Raw genomic sequence first — 15,143 nt, forward strand, 5'->3', positions numbered from 1 at the left:
ACTACAGCTCCACAACTACGCCAGTGCCATACTCTATGGCCCGTTTGGCTGCCACCTTTAAGTCGGCAATAAACTTGTCCATTTCTTTGTACTCTGGGTAGGAAATCGTGTTCAGCAAATCAATGAGTTTGTTGCACTTTTCGTAACGTATGTACTCCACGTCAAAAGCATCAAGCGCAACATCACATGCATCATCTATCAGTAATGCAAAATCGCTTAACATGCTCCACGGAACATCAAAGCTGTATCGTTTTGATTCCACTATTGCGTCATCTAGTCCAAATGATTGAGGAATGTCCCCATAATAGGAAACCCCATCAAAAGTTTTAAATACGTCGATTCTCATAATTACATTTCCTCCCTGCGTTTGATCTTAAAATGAGTGTCATCGTCGTTACCTGGTGTTCCATCTAGGTGGAGATACTCTTTAGTAATACTATCTTGAATTCGAAGATATCCTGAGGCCATATCGGCGACAACAATATATCGTTCGCCTCTATAGATATATTTAATTTTATCTTTTACTCCTTTTGCCCCTGGAGCAAAGCGCTCGACAATCTCGTTGATATCAACAGGAGTGCTTTCCCACTTCTTTTTGTGCCGCGCCTCACGAACCTTGCTTTTGTTGTACCAGCGCTGGGCTTGCGCTTCCTCCTGCACATCCTTGTTTACAAATTCGTCAGATGCGTCAGAGTAAAGAGACTTTGAATCTGCCATGGGCAAAAATCCTTCCTACTGATCGATTAAGCGAAAAATTCTTCGAGAACACCAAAATTACTTTGTGTTTGTCTAGTCGAATCGCTAGAAAGATTGTTCGCTCACGTGAAACAAATGTTAAAATAAATTGACAATGGGATCCCAGCGGTCCGTCTGCAGTCGTGCTTGTTGGAGCAAGTACGACTGTTTTTTTCAAATCAATCAAACACATCAACTCCTATTTATTCACTATCCTGCACTGAACCTGTGCCGCCGTTGGTGAAACACCATAGATCCTGCTTACATCTGCGGGACGCATGTTTTTAATTTCTGTATAAGGCATCAAAAGTTCTGCAGCAAAAACATCCGCTTGCCATTCTGAATTTTCATATACTGGAAATTCTTCTTGAGCACGACGTGCGAAAGAGTAATCTCCAGCATGCATAAAAAAGTGCCCTATTTCATGGGCAACGGTATAAAGATCCCTGCCATTTCCATTGCAAGCACCCTCGTAAACATCTTGACGCAGGTGGATTATACGTTTGTTCGGATATGTCTCCCCATGCTTGTTTTTCATTTCCTCCTTTGAGAGGATTTCATAATTAAAATCTTCATATATCTTGGGCATTACAAACTCTAGAAATTTCATAACTGGAAACTTTTGATTATCTGAAACACCCATATAAGAACGCAACGTCTTTGTAAGATCTCGAATGGCCTGCCTAGACATGGATTGTACTTCAATGCCGTCTTTATACTTATCCTTCTAAACCCCTCTACCTCCTAAGATGTTCATAATTTCATTCTTACTTTGATCATCAAGCTCATCAAAACGACGTGCAAAGGAAAAGGCCAGCTTCTGATCGTTAGCACTTTTATTCTTCATGTTGATCTTTACTTCATTCTGCACTTCGCAAAAAGCAGCAATGAGCTCTTGCTTGGCGTCTGCTGATAACCTATAAGCATCTGCAATCCTATCCACAAAATCGGCCTGTGGACTTCTTTTTCCGTTTTCAATGGCAGAGAGCATTGCGGAAGACATTCCTATCTTGTCTGCCATATCCTTTAAAAGCTCCAAGTTATCGATTCTCAGTTTGCGTAGAAATCTTCCTAACGTGGTTAACATGAGTCTTCCTTTCCTCCTAAGGCCTCGAACAGAATCCTTCTTTTAAGATTGTAGCATAGTTTTACAATCTGTAAAACTATGCTACAAGAATATTTTTTCTTGTACTTTTGTGACTGAAGAGGTGCCTAAACACCTAGTAAGATATGCAGTTTCATGCCGAACTTAGCTACAGCAGCTCTTTAAGCTTAGCAAGTGTCGATTCATCCAGGCGATCAGCAACTGTCATCCGCTTTTTACCCTGGTCAGCCATGACCTGCCGAGAGTCCTTCTCGTTAATCACGACATCACTGATGAGCGTCGCACTCGAAATTCGTGTGACAGGGATGCCGCCTACCGTGGCGCGAATGGTGTTATCGGAAGTCACCACACTCACGGGGCGATCCTCAAAGCGGCACTGCGTCACCAGGCGCTCGATAACGGCGTCGGCAGTTTCGTCCGGCTTCGAAAAAATAAGGCGCACCGAAGCACGCGTAAGATTGGGACGCTCGGGGCTCACGTTGCCCGAGCCGTCAAACACGATGACGGGCGTATAGCGGCTCTGTGCATAGGCGGCAACATCAGAAATGAGCAGCTCACGAGCCCTGTCAAAGGGGTCGGTCGATAAGGACTTCGGATCGGGGGCATCCATCAGATCCATGTAGCGGGGCGTTTTAAATATGACGTTGTATCCATCGACAATAAGCAGTTCTTGTCGTGCCATCACACATCAGCTCGATTTAATGTACGAGATTTACTTACAAAAGGTCGGACGATAAGCCCGTCGACTGGCGGAGCCATTCAAAACAAAGAGCGGTCGTCGCCTGGGCCACGTTGAGCGACTCAACGATACCGCGCTGCGGCAATTTGCAGCTAAAGTCGCATTTCTTCAGCAAGAGTTGGGAAATCCCCTTCCCCTCCGAACCAACTACCAGCGCCAAGCGACCATGCAACGGCGCATCCCACGCCAGCTGCTGTGCGTGTTCTGTGGCGCCGGCGACCCAAAAGCCCTTCTCTTTGAGCGTATCAATCGCCGACGCAAGGTTGGAAACCTGCGCAATGGGAGTATGAAACACGGCGCCCGCCGACGTTTTGTAGACGGCCGTGCCCACGCGAGCAGCGCGCGCCTTGGCAATAACCACGCCAGCGGATCCCACGACTTCGGCGCTGCGGATAATGGCGCCAAAATTGCCTTCGTCGGTTACGTGATCGAGGATGAGCACGAGCTCGTGATCAGCGGTGGCGCGGTCGAGAATGTCGTCGAGCTGCGCATAGACAAATGGCTGCGTGCGCACAACTATTCCTTGGTGAGCGCCGTGAGATGACAAGCTATCCAGCACTTGCCTTGAAACTTCTTCGCACGCGACGCCCTCTTGCTGTAGGCGTTTGCAGAGCGCCACAAAGGATGCGTCTTGCTCGGCGTTCTGGCGCGCAATGAGCGCTTTTGCTAAGGGTACGCCTGCATCGAGCGCTTCATATACCGCGCGGCGCCCTTCGATAAGGTCGTAGCTGTGCTCGGGTGAGCGACGTGGAGTGGGACGCTTACTTGCAACGGGGCGGTTGCCTGTAGCGGGGCGCTTGCTCGCAGGATTCTTGCCTGTGGAGCGCTTCTCAGTAGTGGGGCGCTTGCCCTTGCCTGCGGGACGTTTGCCCGTTGTGCGTTTAGCCACGAGCACCACCCTTGCCCTTGACTGCACTTTTGTGCGTTAAGCGTGGACCAGCAGCGGTGTCCTCGACGATAAGACCGAGCTCGGCGAGAGCGTCACGAATAGCATCGGCGAGCGACCAGTTTTTCTTGGCGCGTGCAGAAGTACGTGCATCGAGTACAAACTTTGCAGCCTCGGCAATGTCGTTGCCGTCATAGCTCGCATACTGTTTTGCAAGATCGAGTAACTCGGCAGGAAGATCAGACTTATCCTGGCTTTGAAGCTCGATGCCAAGCACGCCCAGTAGCTCGGTGATGGTTTGTGCAGCATCGCGAGCAAGCTCGGGCACCACCTGTCCCGCATGCTTATCCAAATAGGTGTTTGCGCTGCTCACAAGCGTAAAGAGCGCTGCTAAGCCGCCAGCGGTATTAAAGTCGTCATCCATCTGGGCAACAAACTCGTTGCGGGCCGCCGCGATGGCCGCCTTAAATTCGACGTCCACATCGTCGGCGTCGGTTTCGGCGGACGGCGCGGCGGCAGGTGCGATCGCGAGCTCGCCGGTATTCTCGGCAGCCCAAAGCAGATTATGCACGCAGCTTTCGAGGCGCTCGATGGTGCCCAGCGTACCGTCCAAGCGGTCAAACGAGAAGTCCAGTGGGGCGCGATAGTGCGTCTGGAGCATCAGCAGGCGCACGGCGTTGGTAGGATATTTGTCCAGCACCTCCTTGAGGGTGTAAAAATTGCCGAGGGATTTGGACATTTTTTCGCCGTTGACGCGCAGCATGCCCGTGTGCATCCAGGTATGCGCCAAGGGGGCGTCCCATGCGCACATGGCCTGCGCGGTTTCGTTTTCGTGGTGCGGAAAGACTAGGTCCTGGCCGCCGCCATGGATATCGATGGGCGTACCCAGGTAGCGGTGGATCATCGCGCAGCATTCGGTGTGCCAGCCAGGGCGACCTTCTCCCCAAGGGCTTGGCCAGGCAGGCTCACCAGGCTTTGCCGCTTTCCAGAGGGCGAAGTCAAAGGGGTCGCGCTTTTGGTCATTGACCTCCACGCGCTCGCCCGCACGCAACCGATCGAGGTCTCGGCCAGACAAAATGCCGTACGCGCTGTCGGAACGAACCGAGAAGTAGACGTCACCATTGTCGGCGGGGTACGCAAAACCACGGTCGATGAGCAGGCTAATCATATCTTGCATGGCCTGGATTTCTTGCGTCGCACGGGGACGAATGTCGGGGTCAGCGATGCCAAAGCGGTGCATAATGTCGATAAACGCGTTCGAAAACTCCTCGGCCACCTCGGCGGAGCTGCGGCCTTCTTCGTTTGCGCGATTGATGATCTTATCGTCAACGTCTGTTAGATTTTGCGCGACGGTGACTGCAAAGCCGCGATAGGTCAAATAGCGGCGGATAACGTCAAACGATAAGAACGTACGCGCGTTGCCGATGTGGATCTGATCGTACACCGTGGGGCCGCAGACGTACATGCGGATTTTTCCAGGTTCTGTGGGCTGCAGGGGCTCTTTTTTATGTGTTTGCGTGTTGTAAATAAGCATGGTTCTCTCGGTTTCCTGTGTATGCTTCGCGGGTTTGCTTGTGGATGGGTGCTTTTGGGCGCAGGCTGGGCACTGCGGTTGTGGCGCTTTTGGCGCGGGTGCGAGGCGTGGATGCTGCGCCGTGGCTTACTCGCTCGTCGACTCCAGCAAAACCACCGCCCAAGCTGCTATTCCTTCCTTTTTGCCTTCAAAACCAAGACCTTCGGTCGTCGTAGCCTTCACACCCACCTGCTCAGGCGATAGTTGCAGCGCATGCGCCATGTTACATCGCATGTCCGCAAAATGATCCTTGAGCTTAGGTGCCTGCGCCACGATCGTGCAATCACAGTCTACAAGCGCAATGCCCTTCTCGCGCATGAGCTTACCCACGCGGGCGAGAAGTTCCAGCGAATTTGCATTTTTATACCGGGGATCCGTATCGGGAAACAGGTCGCCAATGCTCTTGTTGCGCATTGCACCGAGAAGAGCGTCGATAAGGGCATGCACCACCACATCGGCGTCCGAATGCCCAAGCAATCCCTGCGGATACTCGATCGTCACGCCGCCCAAAATCAGCGGGCGCTCGTCGGCAAACTGATGCACGTCATACCCATGTCCTATGCGTAACACGTTATTGTATCCCCTCTTATACGTCCTCGTCAGCGATTGTGTAGCTGCCTAATCCTCGTCGGCCGCAGTCGGATTGCCAGCGCTGCCACCTTCATCAGCGGCCGCTTGCGCTGCACGTGCAATGCGATCTTGCAGCACCACCTCGGCCAAAATCAAATCCTCTGGCACGGTCACCTTAAAATTGGCGTCGACACTCGGCACGACTTCAATTATGTAGCCCTGCTGCTCCATGAGCGACGCATCGTCCGTGACGATAAGTTCGTCGACGCGCGCCTGATGATTCGCTTGCAGAATGGTAGCACGCTTAAATACCTGCGGCGTTTCGGCACACCAATAGTCTGCACGAGGTGGTGTCGTTTGTATGCGCTTGTCGTGAACCAATTTAAGGGTATCGGTTGCGGGATGCGCCAAAATGGCTCCGTCAATGGTGTCGTTGGGTGCGACGGTAAGCGCGGCGTCTGCCGAGGAGCCGCTCGCTGTGCGCTCGGCGCCCGCGACGGCACCCGCGCGCACGCGCGCAATGACGCGCTCGATAGCGTCGGCCTGAATCAGCGGGCGCGCCGCATCATGAATAGCTACGTAGCGAGCGTGCACGGGAGAACGAAGTAAGCCCGCATAGCAGGAATCCTGCCTGGTAGCACCAGCTATCGCAAACCAAACAGGTTTATGCAAATGCAGCTTCGAGACGATCTTCTCGCGAACGTCGTCCAAAACGTCTTCAGCGCACACCACCACGATCGACGAGATTGAAGGAGCCTCATCAAACGCGAGTAACGACCAGCTCATTAAAGGAAGGCCGCACAGTGGCACAAATTGCTTGCCTCTTGGGTCACCAAAGCGAACACCCGATCCTCCCGCTGCGATAATGGCGCAGGTATCGGCTGGTGTTTGTGCTTGGTTTTGCAGCCGCAAGCGGGTTTTTGTTTGCGTGTGAGTACGCGTGCGTTCGGCATAGCTGCACGGGCGTGCGAGCACCGATTTTGCCGCAGCAAGTGATGCGGTGGTCGGCTCGGAAAGTGTTGCTGCGACATCAGTCGACGTTGTGTCCGCCATTGAATCTTTATGCGACGTGTCTGGCTTCACAATTGCTGCCTTTCACTATTGCTGCCTTTCGTGCATCTTGAGCAGGCTGTCCGCCAAAATCATCGAGTTGCGAACACCAATCTCGTCAAGGCGCTCGGGATTTTGCTTGATGTCGTCAAGCAGATCCTGCAGTGAGCCGTACTCATCGACGATCTTATCGGCCATACCCTCGCGCACCACCGAAATTCTCGACAGCGTACGCAGACCCAACGGGACCATGACGTTATCTTCGCGGCGGTCGGGATAGCCCAGCACGCTCGCGATGTTTTTGATGTCGAGCTCGTTTTTGGCGGACAGCTCCGAGAAGCGCTTGCGGATGCGCTGAGCTGCTTCGATGCTGGAATCGCTCGCGTAGTCGCGGATCATGAGGCTGTACTCGTTGTCCATGTCGCCGATGAGTTGCATACGCTGCATCTCGACTGTGCGGCCGTCGCAGCCGAGCTGGGCGATGTAGTCCTGCAGATGCTCGTCGGTCACCATGAGCAGCTCAAACTGGCTGTAAATGTTTGCGATATCGGCCAGCGTCACATAGTTGTCGAGCTCGAGTGAGGTCAAGCGCAAAAGGCTTCGGTCGAGCGCCTGGCGCGTCGTTTGCAACGTGGCCAACAGCTGGCTGACGCGGGCGGTCAGTTCGGCCACCGTGCGCAGCTGATACGACTCTCCACGAAAATAAATGTGTACCACCTGGCGGCGTTCCGATACCGAGATAACCATCGCGTTGGTGAGCAAGCTCATGCGTGCGGCGGTACGATGACGCATGCCCGTCTCGGTTGTGGGAAGCGACGGGTCAGGGTTGAGGTGAAAATTCGCGCGCATGATCTGCGTCAAGTCGCGATCTATCACAATAGCGCCATCCATTTTGGAGAGCTCAAAAAGCCTGTTTGCCGTAAACGAGATATTAAGCGGGAAGCCATCGTTTCCGGCTTCAAGCACTTTTTTTGAATCGCCCACGCAGATAAGGGCACCCAAATTGCCAGCGATGATCATATCGAGGGCGTGTCGTAAGGCCGTACCAGGCGCGGTCAGACGAATTGCTTCGTCGATCGAGGACACGGGGGTGGAATCGAGGGGCGCATCCATTGTTTCTCCTTACGTAAACGGTAGCTCTTCTTCGGGACCTGCGGTGGTGTCGGGACCTGCGGTGGTGTCGGGACCTGCAGTGGTGTCGGGCTCGCCGGGGTTCTCGCCAGCACCGTCAGGCAACTCATCGGGAACCGACCACTGATTGCGAGGCTGCGGCAACTCCATGTGAGTACGCTTCGACAGCTCGGGGATCTTGCCACGCTTTCGCTTGAAGACCAGCGAATCACCGCGGACCGAGATCGAAATGATGTCGCCGACCTTCCATTTGCCAGCCAGCAGCTCCTCGGCCAGACGATCCTCGATGAGCGTTTGGATCGCTCGGCGCAGCGGACGGGCGCCGTAGACCACGTCGGTACCCTGCTTAGCGATAAGATCGCGCGCTCCATCGGTCAACTCGAGCGACATGCCTTGCAAAATCAGGCGATCGCGCAGCTCCGAAAGCATCAGATCAACAATACCACGCAATTGCTTGGTGCCGAGCGACTTAAAGACCACAATTTCGTCCACGCGGTTGAGGAACTCGGGGCGGAAGAGCTTCTTGAGCTCGCTGGTCACTCGCGAGTTGATTTCCTTATCGGACAGGCCCTCTGAGCTCGACGAACTAAAGCCCATCGTGGTGGTCGTAGCAATCTGTCGCGCACCAATGTTACTCGTCATGATGATGACCGTGTTCGAGAAGTCCACCTTGCGGCCTTGGCCGTCGGTCAAGCGACCCTCGTCCAAAATTTGCAGCAAAATGTTAAAGACATCGGGATGGGCCTTTTCAATCTCGTCGAAAAGCACCACCGAATACGGGCGGCGGCGCACAGCCTTGGTGAGCTCGCCAGCCTCTTCGTAACCCACGTATCCTGGAGGAGCACCGACCAGCTTGGACACAGCGTGCTTCTCCATAAACTCGGACATGTCAAAGGTGATAAGAGCATCAACGCTGCCAAACAAAAACTCCGAGAGCGCTTTGGCAAGCTCGGTTTTACCCACGCCCGACGGTCCCAAGAAGATGAAGGAGCCGCCTGGACGACGCGGATCTTTGAGCGGCGAGCGGCTGCGGCGAATCGCACGCGCCACAGACGAAATTGCCTGGTCTTGGCCGATAACGCGCTGATGTAGGGCATCTTCGGCACGCAGCAACTTTGAGGCTTCGGCCTCGGTCAAGTTGGAGACAGGCACACCCGTCATGCTACTAATGACGTCGGCGATGTCGTTTTGCGTGATGGTGGTAATGTGCTCGTCACGCGACTTTTTCCACGCGTCGCGTAACTGCTTGACGGTGGCGGTGAGCTCTTTTTCGGTATCGCGATACTGGGCGGCTTCTTCAAACTCTTGAGCCGCAGCGGCTGCAGCCTTTTTCTTTTTGATGTCACGCAGCTTTTTGGAAGCAGCAACGAACTCGGCGGGCTTCTCGACCTTTTGAATGCGCGTGCGTGCGCCAGCCTCGTCGATCACGTCGATGGCCTTATCGGGCAAGAAGCGATCCTGAATGTAGCGGTCCGAAAGCTTGACCGCCGCCTCGATGGCATCGGGTGTGTAGTGCACATGGTGGTGCTTCTCGTAGCGATCCTGCAGACCCTGAATGATCTGGATGGAATCCTCGAGCGTGGGCTCTGTGATCATCACTGGCTGAAACCGGCGCTCGAGCGCGGAGTCCTTCTCGATATGTTTGCGATACTCATCGGCGGTTGTCGCGCCAATGACCTGGATTTCTCCACGCGAAAGTGCGGGCTTTAAAATCGAGGCGGCGTCGATGGAGCCCTCGGCCGAGCCGGCGCCGATCAGGGTGTGCATCTCGTCGATAAACAGAATGTCTCGCTTGGAGGCGATGACCTCGGCCACCACTTTTTTGAGGCGGTCCTCAAACTCGCCGCGGTACTTTGCACCCGCGACCAGCGCCGCTACATCGAGCGTCCAGATTTGTTTGTCGTGCAAAATATCGGGCACTTGGTCGTTGGCAATGAGCTGCGCGAGTCCCTCGGCAATGGCGGTTTTGCCCACGCCAGGATCGCCCAAAATAAGGGGATTATTCTTTTGGCGGCGTGCGAGCACCTGCATGACGCGGTCGATCTCGCGGTCGCGACCAATGACGGGATCAAGCTGACCCTGCTGTGCAAGCTTTGTGAGATTGCGACCAAATTCTGCAAGGGTGGAACCTTCGGACTCGGGACGGCTCAAAAATTCCTCGGGGCTCATGCGCACCTGTGCGGCGGCGCGAGCTGCCTCGGGGGACTTATCGATAAGTTCGCTGATAGCAGCACGGATGGCGTCCGACGTCACGCCCATACGCGTAAGCACCGTCATGGCGCTGCCGTTGCCCTCGCGCACGATGCCAAGCAGCAGATGCTCCGTCGAAATGTAGGTCTTACCCTGCAGCATCGTCTCGCGGTAAGCGTTTTCGAGCACGCGCTTGGTACGCGGTGTAAAGGGAATGTGCCCGCCGGGAACCTCGGAATCTTCCGTCTTCGTGAGCTCGCGGATAAGCTCGAGGGTCTCGTCATAATCCACTTCGAGCTTCGTTAAGGCCTGGCCCGCGATGCCATCGTGCTCTTTGATAAGGCCAAGCAGCAGATGCTCGGTGCCCACATACATCTGACCAAGCTTGCGCGCCTCATCTTTGGCATAGCTCATGACCTTTTTAGCTCTATCAGTAAATTTTTCGAACATAGAAAAGATGGTCCCTTCTCTATTAGCGTTGCTGCTGGGCCACCAAAAGGCGGCGGTCGCATTGGAGCAGCGTCAGCCGATAAGATCTGTCGAAAAGACAGCCGAGTCGTTGGATGAGTCTTTTGCTTGATGTATACCCACGATGAGCGCGCACATACTTTGTACAATTTTGCAACGTGCATCGCGTGCGCGGCGGCACGCGATGCACAACCCGCAGTGTGGCAAGCGTTTAGTACAGCTTTGCACCTGCCGGAATGTTCTTATCGACCATCAGCAAATTCAAGCGCTCCTCACCCGCTTCTTCGTGCACGGCACTCAACAGCATGCCGCACGAAGCGATGCCCATCATCTTGCGCGGCGGCAAGTTGGTGATGGCGATCAGGGTTTTGCCTACCAAGTCTTCTGGCTCATAATACGCGTGAATGCCGCTCAAAATGATGCGATCTTCACCCGTGCCGTCGTCCAGCACAAACTGCAAGAGCTTCTTCGATTTGGGAACAGCCGAACACTCCTTCACCTTGACCGCGCGGAAGTCAGATTTGCTAAAGGTTTCGAAATCGACCTCATCTTCGAACAAGGGTTCAATGGTGAGTTTTGTGGGATCAAAGGGTACCGATAAGGGCTTTGTGGCGCTTGCGGGGACCGCATCGGCAACCTCGGCGGCGACTGGTGCGGTATCGTTGGTCTTCTCGGCAGCTGCATCTGTGGCGCCCGCGGACGCACCCGCATGCTCGGGGCGCATGTGCGGGAACAAAAGTACGTCGCGAATGGACGGCTCATCGCAAAACAGCATGACCAAGCGGTCGATGCCGTAGCCAACACCACCGCAAGGAGGCATGCCGTACTCAAGTGCGCGCACGTAATCGGCGTCATACTCCATGGCCTCCGCATCGCCAGCGGCCTTGGCAGCCACCTGCGCCTGGAAGCGCTGCTCCTGATCGACAGGGTCGTTGAGCTCGGTAAAGGCGTTGGCATACTCGTGGCCAGCCACAACCAACTCAAAGCGCTCGGTCAAGCGCAGGTCGTCGGGCTTGCGCTTGGCCAGCGGCGAAACCTCAACAGGATAATCACAAACAAACGTGGGGTTAACGAGGGTCTTCTCGACAAGCTCGTCGTACAATGTAAAGATCAAGCGGCCGACGCCCCAGCTCACATCATAGGGCAGCTCGTGCGCATCACAGAGTTCGCGCAGACTTTCAACCGGCGACTCCATCGAAACCTCGCGGCCCACAACCTCGCTCACGAGCTCGCTCATGGGGGCCGCGCGGAACGGCGCCGCAATGTTGATCTGTTGCCCCTGGTAGTTGAGGGTATCGCCCAGACCGAGTTCGTCGGCGATGGCGCCAAACAGCCCCTCGGTCAGGCGCATCATGCCGTTGATGTCGGAGTAGGCGCAGTAGGCCTCCATCGAGGTGAACTCGGGGTTGTGCGTCTGATCCATGCCCTCGTTGCGGAACTGGCGACCGATCTCGAAGACGCGCTCCATGCCTCCCACGATGCAGCGCTTCAGGTGCAGCTCCGTCGCGATGCGCAGATAGCAGTCCTGATTCAGCGCGTTAAAATGCGTCGTAAACGGACGTGCGTTGGCGCCGCCGAGGGTCTCTTGCAGAATAGGGGTCTCGACCTCGATGTACCCTTGGGCCTGCTCCATGTAGCGGCGAATAGCCGAAATAATGCGACTGCGATTTCGGAAGGTTTTCATCACGTCAGGATTGACGATAAGATCGGCGTAGCGCTGACGATAGCGCGTTTCCTTATCTGTTAAGCCGCTCCATTTGTTAGGCAGCGGACGACAGGACTTCGCGAGCATCGTCGTGGAGGTTGCCGCAAGAGAAAGCTCGCCGCGGCGGGTACGCACCACAGGACCAGTCGCGCCAATAATGTCGCCCACATCGTACTGTTTGAGCAACTCCCAGGCCTCGTCACCCAGCACGTCGCGGCGACAGAACAGCTGCAGCGAGCCCGTTACATCTTCCAGTACGATAAAGGCAAGCTTCCCCTGGCGGCGAAATGCGCGAATGCGTCCCGCAAGTGAGTAAATGTCCTCGGTGGACTCGCCTGCCTTAAGCTGGGCATAGCGGTCGATAAGATCACCCGCATGCGCGGAGATATCTGCACGCGCAGGATATGGATCGACGCCAGCATCGATGAAGGCTTGACGGCGCGCACGACGAACAGCACGTTCGTCGTTGATGTTGACCTGGGGCTGAGACTGAGCGCTCGCCTGGAGCTGAGCTGCAGTTTCGTTATGCTGCTGTGATTCGGTCTGCGATGCTGCCATGACGTTCCCTTCTTAGACAACAAGACGCGCTCAAGGACGGCGGCTCAACCTGCTGCGCTGCGCATATCCCAAAACACGTCTTGTCGCGTTTATAATTCCTACAAATAGTACGTGTTACCACGTGCAAAAGCCGATGTCACGCCTCAATGCGGCGCCCGACGGCGGCACGTCCGACGCTACCTCGAGATCTTCTCGACCTTCAAGGTACGGGTCTTGCCCGACGGCGTAGCGTACTCAACCGAATCGCCAATCTTTGCGCCGATCAGCGCGGCACCCACGGGCGACTCGTTCGAAATGCGATTAGAAAGCGAATCGGTCTCGGTGGTTCCCACAATGGTAAAGGACAGCTTCTTGCCCTTCTCGTTAGAAACTTCCACCGTACTACCAATGGAGACAATGCGCCTGCGACCAGTGCTTACCTCGGCAAGTTTGGCCGTCGACAAGATCTTGCGGATCTCGGCAATGCGTGCGGCGTTTTGAGCTTCCTCTTCCTTCGCGGCGTCGTACTCGGCGTTTTCGGAAAGGTCGCCCTGCTCGCGGGCCTCTTTAATGCTTTCGATAATTTCGAGGTGCTTGTCCCCTTCGCGCCACTCGAGCTCATCAACGAGCTTCTGGCGGCCTTCGGGAGTAAGGATAATTTCGTTTTCCATGCTCTACTCTCTAATCGAAACTTTTATGACACAAGCCGTAGTGCGCAGGCACAAGCCTTAGCGCATACGGCGTTTATATAATATTCATTGTCGCTTATACGTGCATAAAGCGACGACACATATCAGCGTATCTGCACAAATCAAACATGCACTAAGCTGCAGAACTGATGCACACTGTCACTCGCATAAGCGACACAGGCCTTAACGCACAAGACGCCTGACTCTTACGAGCAGGCGTCCTCAAGCCGCATTACTTATCGTCAGACTTGGTGTCTACAACCTCGGCATCCTCAATGTGCTTCTTTGAGCTGGTAGACGGGGTATCATCAACCTCATCCATGCCCTCGCGAATGCTTTTAACGGTTGTTCCGAGCGTTTTACCAAGCTTTGGGAGATTCTTAGGTCCAAAAATAAGAAGGACAACTCCAGCAATAATGATGAGCTCCATCGGACCCATGCCTAAAAACATAATTACCTCCATAATTGGTAAAATCAAGCACGTACTTGGTTGTGTTCACGTCCTTTATCGTATCCTTTAGTATATAAAAGGTATATAAAAGAGTACATACACGAGACGTTCACTACAAAAACTATATCCAAATGCGTGGTTATCCTACCATGTACGGGATTTATTTTTCAAATGGAAATGTCTCGACAATGGTCTCGACAAGGTAGACTCATCGCGACGGCACGATCGAAAGCGAAACCATATGGCTTTTACTACGGCTTTTAACACCTTATCCAGTATCGCGGCGGGCGGCAGCGTCGCAGCAATCGGCGCGTCCAGCAATGCACAATGCCGTTTCTCTAACATCGTGCTCGACAGTTTGTTTAACCCCACGACACCAGCGTTTTGGGTCGTCAATCTTGTTGGTCTGATGGTACTCGGTTTGCTCTTTCGCTGGGCTTTTCCTCGCCTGCTTGCACTTCGCGGCATTACTTATGTGCCCAAAACCATGTTTGGCAAGGCGCTCATTTTTGACTCCCAAGATGCCGACGGAACGCCCATTCGCCTGCTCAACGTCAACAATGCGTTTCAATCGGTGAGCTATATCGATAAGGACCTGCGCTTTGAGCTCGCCTGTATGTATCACCGAAACTTTGCGCTACTCGTCAAAAAATACATGCGTGTCATGCGTGGGGTTCAGGCAGATGCCACCGCCGAGGGCAACACCGCCGACCCCAACGCCAAAATCGCACCCACCCGCTGCGTCGTCATCGGCGGAGGCGGCTATTCATTCCCCAAATACCTCGTGGCGCACCACAAAAACATCCAGGTATTTGCTATCGAGATCGATCCCGCAATCACCGAACTCGCCAAAAAACATTTCTTCTTGGACGATCTTATCGACAGATACGATACCGAGCGTAACGGCCGCCTGCAGCTGTGCTGCGTCGACGGCTGGCAATGGCTGCGTGATTCTGGCGAGAAGTTCGATCTTATCGTCAACGATGCCTTCGCAGGAAAAAGACCGCTTGGCCCGCTGGGCACGCTGGAGGGTGCGAAGCTCATTCACGAGCACCTGTGCGAGCATGGCCTGTATATTGCAAACATTATTTCGGTGCTTGAGGGCAGGCGCTCCGAGCACCTGTACGAGGCGCTCGCGACATTTGAGCAGGTATTCGCCCATGTGTATATGATCGCCGAGTACCCCGAGGATCCAAAACGTGGCGGTTGCAATGTGATGGTTGCAAGCGACGCGGACCTGAGCAGTCAGTTTGGCATACAGGATTTACTTTCTGCGAGCTTGTAGCCATTTCTAACGGTCTTGTTACGCTTGCA

General features: G+C 54.4%; 15 protein-coding genes. 1 reads left to right on the plus strand and 14 read right to left on the minus strand.

Annotated features, from left to right (window positions below):
- Window position 1: 1 nt before the first annotated feature.
- The 14 genes from HMPREF3192_RS06325 to HMPREF3192_RS06390 all read right to left on the minus strand — a co-directional run bounded on the left by HMPREF3192_RS06325 (window position 2) and on the right by HMPREF3192_RS06390 (window position 13,829).
- On the minus strand, window positions 2-346 hold the full coding sequence (locus tag HMPREF3192_RS06325; protein WP_066306567.1) for a hypothetical protein: 345 nt from the start codon (window positions 344-346) through the stop codon (window positions 2-4).
- 2 nt (window positions 347-348) lie between these two features.
- Complete coding sequence (locus HMPREF3192_RS06330) at window positions 349-717, minus strand: hypothetical protein (protein ID WP_066306571.1); 369 nt, start codon at window positions 715-717, stop codon at window positions 349-351.
- 217 nt (window positions 718-934) lie between these two features.
- Window positions 935-1,378 (minus strand): ImmA/IrrE family metallo-endopeptidase, encoded by a 444-nt coding sequence (locus HMPREF3192_RS06335; protein WP_197414584.1) that lies wholly within the window; start codon window positions 1,376-1,378, stop codon window positions 935-937.
- 84 nt (window positions 1,379-1,462) lie between these two features.
- Window positions 1,463-1,822, minus strand: coding sequence for a helix-turn-helix domain-containing protein (locus HMPREF3192_RS06340; RefSeq protein WP_066306581.1), 360 nt, complete (start codon window positions 1,820-1,822; stop codon window positions 1,463-1,465).
- Window positions 1,823-1,988: 166 nt separating this feature from the next.
- On the minus strand, window positions 1,989-2,522 hold the full coding sequence (locus HMPREF3192_RS06345; protein WP_066306584.1) for an NYN domain-containing protein: 534 nt from the start codon (window positions 2,520-2,522) through the stop codon (window positions 1,989-1,991).
- 34 nt (window positions 2,523-2,556) lie between these two features.
- Window positions 2,557-3,468 carry a 23S rRNA (guanosine(2251)-2'-O)-methyltransferase RlmB gene (rlmB, locus tag HMPREF3192_RS06350; protein ID WP_156422897.1) on the minus strand — a complete coding sequence of 304 codons (912 nt, stop codon included), beginning with the start codon at window positions 3,466-3,468 and terminating at the stop codon, window positions 2,557-2,559.
- The gene (gene cysS, locus HMPREF3192_RS06355; protein ID WP_066306588.1) at window positions 3,461-4,999 is read right to left on the minus strand and encodes a cysteine--tRNA ligase; all 1,539 of its coding nucleotides are present in this window, start codon (window positions 4,997-4,999) and stop codon (window positions 3,461-3,463) included. Before cysS ends, rlmB begins: the two co-directional genes overlap by 8 nt.
- A 126-nt stretch (window positions 5,000-5,125) precedes the next feature.
- The gene (ispF, locus tag HMPREF3192_RS06360) at window positions 5,126-5,608 is read right to left on the minus strand and encodes a 2-C-methyl-D-erythritol 2,4-cyclodiphosphate synthase (RefSeq protein ID WP_066306590.1); all 483 of its coding nucleotides are present in this window, start codon (window positions 5,606-5,608) and stop codon (window positions 5,126-5,128) included.
- A 48-nt stretch (window positions 5,609-5,656) separates the two neighbouring features.
- Window positions 5,657-6,691, minus strand: coding sequence for an IspD/TarI family cytidylyltransferase (locus HMPREF3192_RS06365; RefSeq protein WP_231723382.1), 1,035 nt, complete (start codon window positions 6,689-6,691; stop codon window positions 5,657-5,659).
- A 15-nt stretch (window positions 6,692-6,706) separates the two neighbouring features.
- Window positions 6,707-7,771, minus strand: coding sequence for a DNA integrity scanning diadenylate cyclase DisA (gene disA / locus HMPREF3192_RS06370; protein WP_066306593.1), 1,065 nt, complete (start codon window positions 7,769-7,771; stop codon window positions 6,707-6,709).
- Window positions 7,772-7,780: 9 nt separating this feature from the next.
- Complete coding sequence (locus HMPREF3192_RS06375; RefSeq protein WP_082715694.1) at window positions 7,781-10,429, minus strand: ATP-dependent Clp protease ATP-binding subunit; 2,649 nt, start codon at window positions 10,427-10,429, stop codon at window positions 7,781-7,783.
- A gap of 229 nt (window positions 10,430-10,658) precedes the next feature.
- A complete protein-coding gene (lysS, locus tag HMPREF3192_RS06380) occupies window positions 10,659-12,710 on the minus strand; it encodes a lysine--tRNA ligase (RefSeq protein ID WP_066306596.1) in 2,052 nt (683 codons plus the stop codon).
- Between the two features lie 176 nt (window positions 12,711-12,886).
- Complete coding sequence (gene greA, locus HMPREF3192_RS06385; protein WP_066306599.1) at window positions 12,887-13,360, minus strand: transcription elongation factor GreA; 474 nt, start codon at window positions 13,358-13,360, stop codon at window positions 12,887-12,889.
- Between the two features lie 250 nt (window positions 13,361-13,610).
- Complete coding sequence (locus tag HMPREF3192_RS06390; RefSeq protein ID WP_066306601.1) at window positions 13,611-13,829, minus strand: Sec-independent protein translocase subunit TatA/TatB; 219 nt, start codon at window positions 13,827-13,829, stop codon at window positions 13,611-13,613.
- 241 nt (window positions 13,830-14,070) lie between these two features.
- Here HMPREF3192_RS06390 and HMPREF3192_RS06395 point away from each other — a divergent pair, with 241 nt between their 5' ends.
- The gene (locus tag HMPREF3192_RS06395) at window positions 14,071-15,114 is read left to right on the plus strand and encodes a spermidine synthase (protein ID WP_066306603.1); all 1,044 of its coding nucleotides are present in this window, start codon (window positions 14,071-14,073) and stop codon (window positions 15,112-15,114) included.
- The last annotated feature ends 29 nt before the right edge of the window (window positions 15,115-15,143 follow it).

The sequence above is a fragment of the Atopobium deltae genome (assembly GCF_001552785.1).
GTDB classification, from domain to species: Bacteria; Actinomycetota; Coriobacteriia; order Coriobacteriales; family Atopobiaceae; genus Atopobium; species Atopobium deltae.

Excerpts from the sequence above, each read along its gene's own strand:
- HMPREF3192_RS06325 (WP_066306567.1), bottom strand. The coding sequence starts at position 346 with ATGAGAATCGACGTATTTAAAACTTTTGATGGGGTTTCCTATTATGGG.
- HMPREF3192_RS06330 (WP_066306571.1), bottom strand. The coding sequence starts at position 717 with ATGGCAGATTCAAAGTCTCTTTACTCTGACGCATCTGACGAATTTGTA.
- HMPREF3192_RS06335 (WP_197414584.1), bottom strand. The coding sequence starts at position 1,378 with ATGGGTGTTTCAGATAATCAAAAGTTTCCAGTTATGAAATTTCTAGAG.
- HMPREF3192_RS06340 (WP_066306581.1), bottom strand. The coding sequence starts at position 1,822 with ATGTTAACCACGTTAGGAAGATTTCTACGCAAACTGAGAATCGATAAC.
- HMPREF3192_RS06345 (WP_066306584.1), bottom strand. The coding sequence starts at position 2,522 with ATGGCACGACAAGAACTGCTTATTGTCGATGGATACAACGTCATATTT.
- cysS (WP_066306588.1), bottom strand. The coding sequence starts at position 4,999 with ATGCTTATTTACAACACGCAAACACATAAAAAAGAGCCCCTGCAGCCC.
- disA (WP_066306593.1), bottom strand. The coding sequence starts at position 7,771 with ATGGATGCGCCCCTCGATTCCACCCCCGTGTCCTCGATCGACGAAGCA.
- HMPREF3192_RS06375 (WP_082715694.1), bottom strand. The coding sequence starts at position 10,429 with ATGTTCGAAAAATTTACTGATAGAGCTAAAAAGGTCATGAGCTATGCC.
- lysS (WP_066306596.1), bottom strand. The coding sequence starts at position 12,710 with ATGGCAGCATCGCAGACCGAATCACAGCAGCATAACGAAACTGCAGCT.
- greA (WP_066306599.1), bottom strand. The coding sequence starts at position 13,360 with ATGGAAAACGAAATTATCCTTACTCCCGAAGGCCGCCAGAAGCTCGTT.
- HMPREF3192_RS06390 (WP_066306601.1), bottom strand. The coding sequence starts at position 13,829 with ATGTTTTTAGGCATGGGTCCGATGGAGCTCATCATTATTGCTGGAGTT.
- HMPREF3192_RS06395 (WP_066306603.1), top strand. The coding sequence starts at position 14,071 with ATGGCTTTTACTACGGCTTTTAACACCTTATCCAGTATCGCGGCGGGC.